Genomic DNA, 12889 nt, shown 5'->3' on the forward strand with positions numbered 1-12889 from the left:
CGCCCTCCGGGCCCACCGCCCACGGGCGCGCGGCCCACGGACCACCACCGACCCGGAGCACCCGCACATGCACACCTTGCTGATCACCGGCCCCGGCGGGGCCGGGCGGACCACCGTGGCGGCGGCCACCGCCCTCGCCGCGGCCCGCCACGGGCTGCGGGTGCTGCTGCTCTCCGGCGACATCGGCGACCCGCTCACCGCCCTGGTCGGCGGCCCGGCCGCCCCCGGGCTGCGGGTGGCCCGGGTCGACTCCGGCGAGGAGTTCCGCGAAGAACTCGTCGCCCTCCAACAGCGCGGATCCGCCCTCCTCGGCATGGTCGGAGCCCGGCCGCTGGGCGCCGAGGAGATCACCGAACTCCCCGGCGCCGAGCAGTTCGCCCTGCTCCGCGCCCTGCGGCGGGCCGCCGCCGCGCCCGACACCGACCTCGTCGTCGTCGACATGCCACCGCTCCACCAGACCGTGGCCACCCTCGCCCTCCCCGCCCAGCTGCGCCGCTACCTCGCCCGGCTGCTGCCCGCCGAACGGCAGGCCGCCCGCGCCCTGCGGCCCGTACTGGCCCAGCTGGCCGGCGTCCCCATGCCCGCGCAGTGGCTCTACGAGACCGCCGCCCGCTGGGACGAGGAGCTGGCCACCGTCCAGGCCGTCGTCGAGGCCGACAGCACCGAGCTGCGGCTGGTCGCCGAGCCCGGCCCGGCCGCCACCGACGCGCTGCGCATCGGCAGGCTCGGACTCGCCCTCCAGCAGCTGCCCGTCTCCGCCGTCGTCGCCAACCGCATGGTCCCCCAGGACTGCGCCGACCCCTGGCTCGCCGGGCTCGCCGCCCAGCAGGAGAAGTACGCCGCCGAGTGGGCCGCCGAACTCCCCGTGGTGCCCCTCGCCCACCTCGGCCGCGACCCCCGCGGCCCGCAGGACCTGGAGCGGCTCGCCACCGACGCCCTCGTCCCCGAGCCGCCCGCACCCCGCCGCGCCTGGGCCGTCGAGGACCGGCGGGACACGGACGGCGTGCTCGTCTGGGTGGTACCGCTGCCCGGCGCGCACAAGAGCGACCTCGACCTCGTCCGCCGCGGCGACGAACTGCTGCTCACCGCCGGCCCCCACCGCAGGATCGTTCCGCTCCCCGGGGCGCTGCGCCGCTGCACCGTCTCCGGCGCCGCCCTCGCCGACGGGGAGCTCCGCGTCCGCTTCACCCCCGACCCCGGACTGTGGCCCCGCACGCGATGAACCGCGTACCCCCGTTCGGGTACCGTCGAAGGTAGTCCGTACCGCACGCCCAGCAGCAGCGCAGGAGAGAGTCCGCCATGAGCGAGGCCACCGACCGTCCCACCGAAGACGACGCCTGGGCCGGCGCCTGTGCCGAGGACCTCGCCGCCGAGCAGGAACGCCGGCGTGGACAGGAACAGGCCTCGGCCGGCGGCACCGGCACCGCCGCCGAAGAGCTCTTCAAGCTTTTCGAAGCCGTCGCCGACAAGGTGTCCGGGCTGAACAACCCGCTGTTCGGCGTGGCCGCACAAGGGGCGGTGCGCCAGATCGTCGACCAGGCCAAGACCGCCGCCAAGCCCGTCATCGAGCGCAACCCGGAAGTCTTCGACCACCTCGCGGCCGCCGGCTCCGAACTGCTCGCCGCCTACCGCTCGGCCGTCGAGGGCCACGAGCGCCGCTGGACGCGGGGCGAGACCCCGGCTCCCCGGCAGGCGTCCCACGACCGCGACCCGCGTGACGAAGGGCCCGACGAGGGCCCCTCCGAGCGGATCGATCTCGACTGATCCTCCGGAAGCCTCGGGTACGGTTGGCCGTGGCGGGGTTTGACCGGAAACCGAGGGACTAATGGGACTCACCATCGGCGTCGACATCGGCGGCACGAAGATCGCGGCCGGCGTGGTCGACGAAGAGGGCACGATCCTTGAGACGTACAAGGTGCCCACCCCGCCGACCGCGGACGGAGTGACGGAGGCCATCTGCGCCGCCGTTTCCGAGGTCAGCAGCAACCACACCATCGAGGCCGTCGGCATCGGCGCCGCCGGATACGTGGACGACAAGCGCGCGACCGTACTCTTCGCGCCCAACATCAACTGGCGGCACGAGCCGCTCAAGGACAAGGTCGAGCAGCGCATCGGCCTGCCCGTCGTCGTCGAGAACGACGCGAACTGCGCGGCCTGGGGCGAATACCGCTTCGGCGCCGGCCAGGGCCACGACGACGTCATCTGCATCACGCTCGGCACCGGCCTGGGCGGCGGCATCATCATCGGCAACAAGCTGCGCCGCGGACGCTTCGGCGTCGCCGCCGAGTTCGGGCACATCCGGGTCGTCCCGGACGGCCTGCTGTGCGGCTGCGGCAGCCAGGGCTGCTGGGAGCAGTACGCCTCCGGGCGCGCGCTCGTCCGATACGCGAAGCAGCGCGCCAACGCCACCCCCGAGAACGCGGTGATCCTGCTCTCCCTCGGCGACGGCACCCCCGAGGGCATCGAGGGCAAGCACATCAGCGAGGCCGCCCGGCAGGGCGACCTGGTGGCCGTCGACGCCTTCCGCGAACTGGCCCGCTGGGCCGGCGCCGGACTGGCCGACCTGGCCTCGCTGTTCGACCCGTCCGCCTTCATCGTCGGCGGCGGCGTCTCGGACGAGGGCGACCTCGTCCTCGACCCGATCCGCAAGTCCTTCAAGCGTTGGCTGGTCGGCGGCGCCTGGCGCCCGCACGCCCAGGTCCTCGCCGCGCAGCTCGGCGGCAAGGCCGGACTCGTCGGCGCGGCCGACCTGGCCCGCCAGGGCTGATCTTTCCCCTGCTTTCCACGCGTACCGCCCGTCGCGCCCCTTGGGGGAGCGGCGGGCGGCTGCGTATCTTGCGGTACATGGACCAGTTGCCGCCCTCGCTGCCGAAGTCCCGTACGGAGCCCGACGGTTCTGCCGTGATCCGGGTACTGAGCTACAACATCCGCTCCCTGCGCGACGACGAGGAGGCGCTGGCCCGGGTCATCCGGGCGTGCGAGCCCGACCTCGTCCTCGTCCAGGAGGCCCCCCGGTTCTTCCGGTGGCGCAAACACGCGGCCCGGCTGGCCGCCAAGTGCGACCTGGTCGTGCTGGGCGGGGGCGCGACGGCGGCCGGGCCGTTGCTGCTGTGCTCGCTCCGGGTCTTCGTGGAGCGCGCGGAGGACGTGCTGCTGCCGCGCACCCCCGGACTGCACCGCAGGGGCTTCGCCACGGCGGTGGTCCGGATCGGGGGCGTGCGGGTGGGGCTGGCCTCCCTGCACCTGTCGCTCCAGGCGGCGGAGCGCCGGGCCCACGCGGAACTGCTGCTGGAACGGCTGGCCGGCATGGACGTGCCGTACGCGATCGCCGCGGGCGACCTGAACGAGGGCCCGGACGGGCCGGCGTACGGGAGGCTGGCCACCGAGCTCCAGGACTGCCGGGCGGTGGCCCCGTGGGGCGGCGGACCGACCTTCCCGGCGGTGGCGCCGGACCGCCGGATCGACGCCGTGTTCGCCTCGAAGGGGGTGGAGGTGCTGGCCTGCGGTGTCCCCGCGGGGCTGCCGGGCCTCTCGCTCACGGACCTGCGGTCGGCGACGGACCACCTGCCGGTGCTGGCGGCCCTGCGTTTGGCGGCCACGCCGTAGGCCGGTGGTCCCGGGCGCGGCGCCGCTGCCGGGGGCGCTGCCCCCGGACCCCCGCGCCTCGAACGCCGGCGAGGCCGAGATCGGTCAGACGACCGCGCCGCGGCCCGGGTCGTCGTCGTCCTCGTCGTCGTGCTGCATGCGTGCGACCAGGGTCGCGAAGCCGCCCAGGAAGCCGCCGATGCCCAGCGTCGTCAGCCACCAGGTCATCTCCCACTGCAGGAGCACCGCGAGCAGCAGCAGCACCGGGCCGCCGACGACCGCCAGCCACGCGAACTTCGACGTCGTGTCCGCCGGCGGGAGCTCCGGCTCCGGGGGGACGAAGTGGCCCTCCTCCGCCGGAGTCAGGTCGTCGTCCTTCGGCTCCGCAGGCGAGTGGTCCCGGGGACCCGCCATGCCCACGCCCGGGGCGAAGACCACGGAGCTGCCCAGCGCCGCCGGAGGACCCGTTTCCGCGTCCGGCTTCGGGTCCGGCTTCGGATCGGCCTTCGGATCGGCCTTCGGGTCCGGTCCGGACTCCGGCGGCAACGGCTTGACGTCCTCCTCCGGCAGGAGGAGGTTCTCGATCGGTCTGAACGGCCGGGCCCCCGGCGGGTCCGGCGGCTCCTGCCCGTACCCGGCGACGATCGCCGCCCACGCCGCTTCCTCGTCCAGCGGCGGAACCCCGCCCGACTGCTCCTCGTGCTCAGCCACCGGCCTCCGCCCCCTCCCTGCCCACGCTCTCCGCCAGTCGGCCGATGAACGCATAGCTGTCCGCGAAGATCCGCTCCGCGTCATGGTCCAACGTCGCCACGTGGTAACTCTGTTCCAGCAGGGTCTCGGTGACATCCGTGGAGGAGACCCGGGCCAGCACCCGCGCCGAGTCCACGGGCGGTACGACATGGTCCTGAGGGCTGTGCAGCAGCAGCAACGGCTGCGTCACCTGCGGCAGCTCGGTGTCCACGAGCCGCAGGAACTTCTTCAGCGAGTGCGCGGCGTGGGTGGGGACCCGGTCGTAGCCGACCTCCTCCGAGCCCGGCTTCGCGATGTCGCTGGCGATGCCCGGCGTCGACCGGATCAGGTGCTTGGTCACCGGCAGGGTCACGGCCAGCGGGTCGTGCACCTTGTTGGCCGGGTTGACGAGCACGAGGCCACTGATCGCGTCCCCGTGCTTGGCCGCCAGCCGCAGGGACAGCGCCCCGCCCATCGACAGCCCGAAGACGAACACCTGCTCGCACCGGTCCAGCAGTTCCCGCAGGGCGCGGTCCACCTCCGCGTACCAGTCCTGCCAGCCCGTGAGCTGCATGTCCTGCCAGCGCGTCCCGTGCCCGGGGAGCAGCGGCAGCGACACCGTGAGGCCCCGCCCGGCGAGGTACTCGGCCCAGGGGCGCAGGGACTGCGGGGAGCCGGTGAAGCCGTGGCAGAGGAGGACGCCGACCTCTCCGCCCTCGTGGCGGAACGGCTCGGCTCCAGGGAGGACGGGCACCAGAGTCTCCTTGATCACGATGTACGTCGGGTGGGTGCGTTGCTCTGTGTGACTTCACCGTACGCGACCGGGGTGGCACCGGCCAGGGTCGTCGGGCCCCTGCCGGTGTAGGCACGGGATATGGTCTGTTCGACAGACACAGGAAGGCTTTCGAGTTGATCTACGGCGCAATGAAGTTCTCCATCGGCGGTTCACTGAAGCTCGCATTCAGGCCGTGGGTGGAGGGCCTCGAGAACATTCCCGCGGAGGGGCCGGCGATCCTCGCGAGCAACCACCTGTCCTTCTCCGACTCCTTCTTCCTGCCGGCGGTGCTGGACCGGAAGGTCACCTTCATCGCGAAGGCCGAGTACTTCACCTCCCCGGGGGTCAAGGGCAAGCTGACGGCCGCCTTCTTCAAGGGCGTCGGCCAGCTCCCTGTGGACCGCTCCGGCGCCCGCGGGGCCGGCGAGGCCGCGATCCAGAGCGGCATCAAGGTCATCGAGGCCGGAGAGCTGTTCGGTATCTACCCCGAGGGCACGCGTTCACCCGACGGACGGCTCTACCGCGGCAAGCCCGGCGGTCTGGCCCGCGTGGCCCTGGCCACCGGGGCGCCCGTGATCCCCGTGGCGATGATCGACACCGAGAAGATCCAGCCGCCCGGCAAGGTGGTCCCCAAGCTGATGCGTCCGGGGATCCGGATCGGCAAGCCGCTGGACTTCAGCCGCTACCACGGCATGGACAACGACCGCTTCATCCTCCGCTCGGTGACCGACGAGGTCATGTACGAGATCATGAAGCTCTCCGGTCAGGAGTACGTCGACATCTACGCGACGGCGGCCAAGCGCCAGATCGCCGATGCCGAGAAGGCCGAGAAGGCCGAGAAGGCTGCCAAGACGGACAAGGCCGAGAAGGCCGACGACACGTCGCAGTAGCTGCGCGCGGGCGGTACCGCCCGCGAGGGGTGGGGGAGATGGCAAAACGCGAACGCGTCGTACGCATGTCGGTCGAGCAGCCGCTGTGGCGTGCCCTGACCGCGTACCGAGTGCTGACCATGGTGTACGCGGCGCTGCTGTTCGCGGCCGCGTACAAGGAGTTCCCGCGCCCGGGGGTCGCGGTCGGCTACCTCGCGTTCCTCGCCGTCTGGACCCTCGCCACCTCCCGCAAGGTGGCGAACGCCGCGAGCTGCACCAAGGGCTTCCTCGTCGCCGACCTCACCGTCGCGATCGTGGGCATCGTGCTGACCCCGGTCGCCGACACCCAGGCGCGGATCCACGCGGGCGGCAGCACCCTGCCCACCATCTGGACGGCGGGCGCGGTCCTCGCCTTCGCCATCAAGGGCGGCTGGCGCTGGGCCTGCTTCGCCTCCACCTTCGTGGCGGCCGCCAACCTCGCCATCCACACCGGCCGGCCCACCGAGGACACCCTGCACAACGTCCTGCTCGTCTGGGTCGCCTCCGTGGCCATCGGCTACGTGGTCGAGGTCGCCCGGGCCAGTGAGAACACCCTCGCCCGCGCCCTGGAGATCGAGGCCGCCACCCGCGAGCGGGAGCGCCTCGCCCGCGACATCCACGACGGGGTCCTCCAGGTCCTCGCCATGGTCCAGCGGCGCGGCAGCGAGCTGGGCGGCGAGGCGGAGGAGCTCGGCCGGATGGCGGGGGAGCAGGAGGTGGCGCTGCGCACGCTGGTCTCCAGCGGGCTGGTGCGGCCCTCCCGGGTCTCCAGCGACGAGTCGCGCGGCGCGCTGGTGGACACGTACGAGGTGGACGAGCCGGGCGCCGACGACGGCGAGCTGGACCTGCGCACGCTCCTCGCCCCGCACGCCGGGTCCCGCGTGAGCTTCGCCGAGCCCGGCACCCCGGTGCCGCTGCCGGTGCCCGCCGCGAAGGAACTGGCCGCGGCGGTCGGCGCCGCCCTGGACAACGTGCGCAAGCACGCCGGGGAAGGGGCGCGGGCCTGGATCCTCGTCGAGGACTGGGGCGACGAGGTGATCGTGACCGTTCGCGACGACGGCCCGGGCATCCCGGCGGGCCGGCTCGACCAGGCGGCGGGCGAGGGCCGGATGGGGGTGGCCCTGTCCATCCGCGGCAGGCTGCGTGATCTCGGCGGCAGCGCCGATCTGGTGTCCGTTCCCGGGCAGGGCACCGAAGTGGAACTGAAGGTACCCAGGGGGAGGACGGACAAGAGATGAGCGAGCGCACCGACGTGAACGACCCGAACAGGCCGAACGAGCTGCACGACATAAGGGTGATGGTCGTCGACGACCATCCGATGTGGCGGGACGCGGTCGCCCGGGACCTGGCCGCGGCCGGCTTCGACGTCGTCGCCACCGCCGGCGACGGCCCCGAGGCGGTCCGCCGGGCCCACGCCGTCACGCCCGACGTGCTGGTCCTCGACCTCAACCTGCCGGGCATGCCGGGCGTACAGGTCTGCAAGGAACTGGTCGGCGCCAACCCGGCCCTGCGGGTCCTGGTCCTGTCGGCCAGCGGTGAGCACGTGGACGTCCTGGAAGCGGTGAAGTCCGGCGCGACCGGCTACCTGCTGAAGTCCGCCGGTGCCCAGGAGCTGATCGACGCCGTCCGCCGCACCGCCGCCGGCGACCCGGTCTTCACCCCGGGCCTGGCCGGGCTGGTGCTCGGCGAGTACCGGCGCCTGGCCACCGACCCGCTGCCGGCCACCTCCGACGAGCCCAAGGCCCCGCAACTGACCGACCGCGAGACCGAGGTGCTGCGGCTCGTGGCCAAGGGGCTGTCGTACAAGCAGATCGCCGAACGGCTCGTCATCTCCCACCGCACCGTGCAGAACCACGTCCAGAACACCCTGGGCAAGCTGCAGTTGCACAACCGGGTGGAACTCGTCCGGTACGCCATAGAACGCGGACTCGACGACGCGTAGTACCCGCACGAGGGACGTCCGCACCGCCCGTCGATCGTACTTACGAACCCGTACGAGTGAACGGGTGTACACAACGCCTCACGATTCCACCGGAATTGCCCTCTCCAGGCCCCTTGCTGTGACCTGCGTCACCACTAGCGTGACCGTCATGGCGATTGGAGAATCCATGAAGGTCGGAGTGCTGACCGGCGGCGGCGACTGCCCCGGACTCAACGCGGTGATCAGGGCCGTCGTCCGCAAGGGCGACCAGGAGTACGGCTGCGGGTTCGTCGGGTTCAAGGACGGCTGGCGGGGCGCCATCGAGGGCCGGACCGTCCCCCTCGACATCCCCGCCGTCCGCGGCATCCTGCCCCGCGGTGGCACCATCCTCGGCTCCTCGCGCACCAATCCGTTCAAGACGGAGAACGGCGTGCGGGACATCAAGGACAACCTCGCGAAGTACGAGGTGGACGCGCTCATCGCGATCGGCGGCGAGGACACCCTCGGGGTCGCCGCCCGGCTGTACGAGGAATACGGCATCCCCTGCGTCGGCGTACCCAAGACCATCGACAACGACCTGTCCGCCACCGACTACACCTTCGGCTTCGACACCGCCGTCGGCATCGCGACCGAGGCCATCGACCGGCTCCACACCACGGCCGAGTCCCACATGCGGGTCCTGGTCGTCGAGGTCATGGGCCGGCACGCCGGCTGGATCGCCCTGCACTCGGGACTCGCGGGCGGCGCCAACGTCATCCTCATCCCGGAGCAGCGCTTCGACGTCGACGAGGTCTGCGCCTGGGTGACCTCCCGGTTCCGGGCCAGCTACGCGCCGATCGTGGTGGTCGCGGAGGGCGCCATGCCCAAGGACGGGGAGATGGTCCTGAAGGACGGCACCCTGGACTCCTTCGGCCATGTCCGGCTGTCGGGCGTGGGCGAATGGCTGGCCAAGGAGATCGAGGCGCGGACCGGCAAGGAGGCCCGGACGACGGTGCTCGGCCACATCCAGCGCGGTGGCACGCCGAGCGCCTTCGACCGGTGGCTCGCGACCCGGTTCGGGCTGCACGCCATCGAGGCCGTGCGCGACAGGGACTTCGGGAAGATGGTCGCGCTCAAGGGGACCGACATCGTCCGGGTGCCGATCACGGAGGCGACCTCGAAGCTGAAGACCGTGGATCCCGCGCTCTACCAGGAGGCCGGGGTCTTCTTCGGCTGAGCGGCGACCCGCCACCATGGGCCGTATGGTGACAAACGGCCCATGGTTCGAGGTGCGGGAGCAAGCGTGGAGATCCTGGCATTCGGTGTGACCGCCGACGAGAAGCCGCTACTGGAGCAGGCCTTCGCGGGGCAGCACGAGATCCGCTGCCTGGACGTCTTCCTGGACGAGGACACCGCGCCGATCGCCGCCGGGTACGCGATCGTCTCCTCCAGCGTGAACGCCGACCTGAGCGGCCGGGTGCTACGGGTCCTCGCGGCGGGCGGGACGAAGCTGATCGCCCAGCGGTCCACCGGCTTCAACAACATCGACCTGGACGAGGCGCAGCGCCTCGGAATGTCGATCAGCCGGGTCTCCGCCTACTCGCCCCACTCGGTGGCCGAGTTCGCCTGGACCCTCGCCATGGCCGTGAACCGGCGGATCGTCCGGGCCTCCATCCGGACCCGGGACTTCGACTTCCGGCTGAACGGGCTGATGGGCCGGGACTTCCACGGCCGCACGGTCGGCGTGCTCGGCACCGGCAAGATCGGCGAGGCGTTCACCCGGATCGCGCACGGCTTCGGCATGCGCCTGCTGGGCTGGGACGTGGTGCGGAACCCGGCCTGCCTGGACCTCGGCATGACCTACGTGGACAAGGACGAGCTGCTCGCCTCCTCGGACCTGATCAGCCTGCACGTACCCCTGCTGGAGTCCACCCGCCGCATCCTCGACGCGGACGCGCTGCGCCGGATGCGCGACGACGCGATCCTGATCAACTCCAGCCGGGGCGGACTGATCGACACCGATGCGCTGGTCGACGAGCTCCGGGCCGGCCGCTTCACGGGCGTCGGCCTGGACGTGTACGAGGCGGAGGCCGGCGTCTTCTTCCTGGACAAGTCCCTGGAGACCGTCGAGGACGACACCCTGGCCCGGCTGGTCACCTTCCCCAACGTCCTGGTGACCTCCCACCAGGCCTACTACACGACGGACGCGGTCGGCGAGATCATCGCCACCACCGTCGCCAATGTGGCGGACCACCTGGCCGGCCGCCGCTCCGAGAACACCCTCGTCCCGCCCGCCTAGGGGGTGTCTTGTCGATCAGGGCGGGCTCGCGGCGCCCGGCACCGCGCCTCGCCGCGTTGTCCTCGGTCGGCGACGCTCCGCGTCGCCTCCCTCGTCCGCCTTGCGATCCACGGCACCGGACCCCGCTCCCTGATCCACCCTGATCGACAAGACACCCCCTGGGCGCCCCACCCCGGGAGTTCACCCGGACTTCGGCACCCGGCCATACCGGCGGGCCCGGACGGGCCTTAGATTCGGCCACGTGGACGTCCCTACCGTGTTCCGCTGGATCCTGCCGGTTTTCGCCGCCATCCAGCTCGTGTACGCCCTCCGGGCCCTGAGACCCGCCCTCCGCGCCGAGCCGGGCCGGCGGATCGACCCGTGGCTCACCGTCGCCGATCACGCGGTCGGCGCCGCCGTGTCGGTGGCGCTGGCGACCGGCGACCTCACCGCCCTCCTGTGCGGGCTGACCCTGCTGGGACCGATCCTGACCTGGCAGCTGGTGCGCCACATCCGGGCCGGCGGGGCCCCGGGCGTCGAGAGCCGGACGGGCTGACCGCCCAGGGGGCGTCCGGCCCGTCCGGCCCGGCCGGCGCGCGACCCCTCAGGCCGGGGACACCGCCCGGACCTCCGCCAGCAGCTCGCGCAGCAGCTCCGCGCCCCGCAGGGTGAGGACCGACTCCGGATGGAACTGCACCCCCACGAAGCCCCCGGCCCGGGACCGCAGGGCGTGCACCTCGCCCGTCGCCGGATCGCGGGCCACCTCCATCCCCCGGTTCGCCAGCCGGCCGGCCAGGACGTCGTCGCAGTGCGCGGTGTAGGTGTTGTAGAAGCCGACCACCTCCTCGGCCCCGAACAGATCGATCCGGGTCTGCGCCCCCTGCGCCGGTTCCGCCTTGCGGATCAGCGGGAGGCCCAGCTCGGCCGCCAGCAGCTCATGGCCCAGGCAGACGCCGACCAGGCCGTGCCGGTGCCCGGCCAGCAGGTCGGCCGCCAGCGCGCGCAGCATCCGCATCTTGGGGTCCGCGGCGTCGGCCGGATCGCCCGGACCGGGGCCCAGGACCACCGGGCCCTCCCAGGCCAGGGCCGCGGCCCGCAGCCCCGGATCGTCGTAGCGGCGTACGGTCACCTCCAGCCCGGCCACCCTCAGCACGTGCGCCAGCATCGCCGTGAAGGTGTCCTCGCCGTCCACCACCAGCGCGTGCCCGGTCGGGACCGCGGGCCGCTCCTGCATCCGGAGCCAGAACGGCGCCAGGTCCCGGCGGCGAGCCGCGAGGGCCGCCCGCACCCGCGGATCGTCCCCCGGCCGGTCCCCCTCGACGGACGCCGGGCGCGGCGCGGCCGGCCGCACCCCGAGCGCCGCCAGCACCCCCGCCGCCTTGGCATGGGTCTCCGCCACCTCGCCCGCCGGATCCGAGTGCCGGACCAGCGTCGCCCCCACCGGCACCCGCACCGCGCCGTCCGCCGCGATGTCGGCGGTGCGGATCAGGATGGGGGAGTCGAGGGTCTGCGCCCCCGTGGCGTCCTGGCCGAGCAGGGCCAGCGCGCCCGCGTAGTAGCCGCGCCCGCCCGCCTCGTACCGCTCGATGACGCGGCAGGCGTTCTGCACGGGAGACCCGGTGACCGTCGCCGCGAACATGGTCTCGCGCAGCACCTCCCGCACGTCCAGCGAGGACCGGCCGCGCAGCTCGTACTCGGTGTGCGCGAGGTGGGACATCTCCTTCAGCCGCGGCCCGACGACGACCCCGCCCATGTCGCCGACGGTGCACATCATCTTCAGTTCCTCGTCGACCACCATCGACAGCTCCTCGGTCTCCTTGCGGTCGCCGAGGAAGGCGAGGAGGGAGTCGACCGTCGGCCCCCCGGCCGGATACCGGTACGTGCCGCTGATCGGGTTCATCACGACCGTCCGGCCGGACATCCGTACGTGCACCTCGGGGCTCGCCCCGACGAGGGTCCGCTGCCCGGTGTGGACCACGTACGTCCAGTACGCGCCCCGCTCGCCCTCCAGCAGCCGCCGGAACAGTGCGAGGGCGTCGGCCCGGCCGAAACCGTCGATGCGGCCCTCGTAGGTGCGCCGGATGACGAAATTCGCGCCCTCGCCGCGGCCGATCTCGTCCTCGACGACCCGCCGGACGGTGGCCGCGTACTCCTCGTCGGGAACGTCGAAACGGCCGCCGTCGACCCGTACCGGGTGGCTCGGCAGTGTGGCCAGCGCCTCGGCGAGCGGGATCTCGTACGCCTCCTCGGCGACCAGCACGCTCAGCGGCGTGCCGTCGTCGCGGACGTCGAAGCCGCGCTCCCGGATCTGCCGGAAGGGGACGAGGGCGAGCGAGGGCAGCTCGCCGACGGGCAGGTCGGCGAGCCGTTCCACCTCGGCGACCTGCCCGATCAGCACTTCGACGGTGTCGTGGTCGCGGCCGGGCGTCCGCCGGCGCAGCAGGGCGAACGGCGGGCAGGAGGGGTCGAGCAGTCGGCTCAAGTGGTCGGGTCGGCTGGGGTTCATGGGGCGGAGCGTCCTTCCGGTGGGAGGAGCGGCCCCTGGGATCCGACAGCGTGGTCGAAAACGGGGAAGGCCGCCCCTCGGGGCGGCCTTCGCGTCGTGCGTGTCGTCAGGTACGCGCGAGAAGTGGGCCGCCGGGAGCGGGCCACCACCAGTTCTGGTTCGAGTGCGCGTACATGCTGGGCACCTTAGCCCAGACCGCCCCCGTGGG

13 protein-coding genes are annotated in these 12889 nt (G+C 72.7%); 10 read left to right on the top strand and 3 right to left on the bottom strand.

Going from position 1 to position 12889, the window contains the following annotated elements; genetic code table 11:
- The first annotated feature begins 67 nt into the window (after window positions 1-67).
- The 4 genes from ACWG52_RS26940 to ACWG52_RS26955 all read left to right on the top strand — a co-directional run bounded on the left by ACWG52_RS26940 (window position 68) and on the right by ACWG52_RS26955 (window position 3606).
- On the top strand, window positions 68-1222 hold the full coding sequence (locus tag ACWG52_RS26940) for an ArsA family ATPase (protein ID WP_390169233.1): 1155 nt from the start codon (window positions 68-70) through the stop codon (window positions 1220-1222).
- Between the two features lie 77 nt (window positions 1223-1299).
- Window positions 1300-1764 carry a DUF5304 domain-containing protein gene (locus ACWG52_RS26945; RefSeq protein WP_389812163.1) on the top strand — a complete coding sequence of 155 codons (465 nt, stop codon included), beginning with the start codon at window positions 1300-1302 and terminating at the stop codon, window positions 1762-1764.
- 61 nt (window positions 1765-1825) lie between these two features.
- Complete coding sequence (locus ACWG52_RS26950; RefSeq protein WP_375943793.1) at window positions 1826-2767, top strand: ROK family glucokinase; 942 nt, start codon at window positions 1826-1828, stop codon at window positions 2765-2767.
- Window positions 2768-2844: 77 nt separating this feature from the next.
- Complete coding sequence (locus ACWG52_RS26955; RefSeq protein ID WP_390141296.1) at window positions 2845-3606, top strand: endonuclease/exonuclease/phosphatase family protein; 762 nt, start codon at window positions 2845-2847, stop codon at window positions 3604-3606.
- A gap of 84 nt (window positions 3607-3690) precedes the next feature.
- Here ACWG52_RS26955 and ACWG52_RS26960 read toward each other — a convergent pair whose 3' ends face one another.
- The gene (locus ACWG52_RS26960) at window positions 3691-4296 is read right to left on the bottom strand and encodes a hypothetical protein (RefSeq protein ID WP_453126185.1); all 606 of its coding nucleotides are present in this window, start codon (window positions 4294-4296) and stop codon (window positions 3691-3693) included.
- A complete protein-coding gene (locus tag ACWG52_RS26965) occupies window positions 4289-5068 on the bottom strand; it encodes an alpha/beta hydrolase (RefSeq protein WP_389812156.1) in 780 nt (259 codons plus the stop codon). Before ACWG52_RS26965 ends, ACWG52_RS26960 begins: the two co-directional genes overlap by 8 nt.
- Before the next feature lie 170 nt (window positions 5069-5238).
- On the opposite strand from ACWG52_RS26965, the gene ACWG52_RS26970 reads away from it, so the two are divergent.
- The 6 genes from ACWG52_RS26970 to ACWG52_RS26995 all read left to right on the top strand — a co-directional run bounded on the left by ACWG52_RS26970 (window position 5239) and on the right by ACWG52_RS26995 (window position 10731).
- Complete coding sequence (locus ACWG52_RS26970) at window positions 5239-5979, top strand: lysophospholipid acyltransferase family protein (protein ID WP_389812547.1); 741 nt, start codon at window positions 5239-5241, stop codon at window positions 5977-5979.
- A 38-nt stretch (window positions 5980-6017) separates the two neighbouring features.
- Window positions 6018-7235: a MacS family sensor histidine kinase gene (gene macS, locus ACWG52_RS26975; RefSeq protein ID WP_389812153.1), complete on the top strand. Its 1218-nt coding sequence runs from the start codon at window positions 6018-6020 to the stop codon at window positions 7233-7235.
- Entirely contained in the window at window positions 7232-7939 is a 708-nt protein-coding gene (locus ACWG52_RS26980) for a response regulator (protein WP_389812150.1), read from the top strand. Before macS ends, ACWG52_RS26980 begins: the two co-directional genes overlap by 4 nt.
- Window positions 7940-8105: 166 nt before the next feature.
- Window positions 8106-9134, top strand: a complete 1029-nt coding sequence (locus tag ACWG52_RS26985) for a 6-phosphofructokinase (protein WP_389812544.1) — start codon at window positions 8106-8108, stop codon at window positions 9132-9134.
- Between the two features lie 66 nt (window positions 9135-9200).
- On the top strand, window positions 9201-10196 hold the full coding sequence (locus ACWG52_RS26990; protein ID WP_389812147.1) for a 2-hydroxyacid dehydrogenase: 996 nt from the start codon (window positions 9201-9203) through the stop codon (window positions 10194-10196).
- A 241-nt stretch (window positions 10197-10437) separates the two neighbouring features.
- Window positions 10438-10731 (top strand): hypothetical protein, encoded by a 294-nt coding sequence (locus ACWG52_RS26995; protein ID WP_390141290.1) that lies wholly within the window; start codon window positions 10438-10440, stop codon window positions 10729-10731.
- A gap of 48 nt (window positions 10732-10779) precedes the next feature.
- On the opposite strand, the gene ACWG52_RS27000 is transcribed toward ACWG52_RS26995, so the two are convergent.
- Window positions 10780-12681 carry an anthranilate synthase family protein gene (locus tag ACWG52_RS27000; protein ID WP_389812141.1) on the bottom strand — a complete coding sequence of 634 codons (1902 nt, stop codon included), beginning with the start codon at window positions 12679-12681 and terminating at the stop codon, window positions 10780-10782.
- Window positions 12682-12889: the final 208 nt, after the last annotated feature.

Source organism: Streptomyces sp. CLCI03, assembly GCF_053615355.1.

Bases quoted from the DNA above. Each gene is read 5' to 3' on its own strand.
- ACWG52_RS26940 (WP_390169233.1), top strand. From the start codon at position 68: ATGCACACCTTGCTGATCACCGGCCCCGGCGGGGCCGGGCGGACCACC.
- ACWG52_RS26945 (WP_389812163.1), top strand. From the start codon at position 1,300: ATGAGCGAGGCCACCGACCGTCCCACCGAAGACGACGCCTGGGCCGGC.
- ACWG52_RS26950 (WP_375943793.1), top strand. From the start codon at position 1,826: ATGGGACTCACCATCGGCGTCGACATCGGCGGCACGAAGATCGCGGCC.
- ACWG52_RS26955 (WP_390141296.1), top strand. From the start codon at position 2,845: ATGGACCAGTTGCCGCCCTCGCTGCCGAAGTCCCGTACGGAGCCCGAC.
- ACWG52_RS26970 (WP_389812547.1), top strand. From the start codon at position 5,239: ATGAAGTTCTCCATCGGCGGTTCACTGAAGCTCGCATTCAGGCCGTGG.
- macS (WP_389812153.1), top strand. From the start codon at position 6,018: ATGGCAAAACGCGAACGCGTCGTACGCATGTCGGTCGAGCAGCCGCTG.
- ACWG52_RS26980 (WP_389812150.1), top strand. From the start codon at position 7,232: ATGAGCGAGCGCACCGACGTGAACGACCCGAACAGGCCGAACGAGCTG.
- ACWG52_RS26985 (WP_389812544.1), top strand. From the start codon at position 8,106: ATGAAGGTCGGAGTGCTGACCGGCGGCGGCGACTGCCCCGGACTCAAC.
- ACWG52_RS27000 (WP_389812141.1), bottom strand. From the start codon at position 12,681: ATGAACCCCAGCCGACCCGACCACTTGAGCCGACTGCTCGACCCCTCC.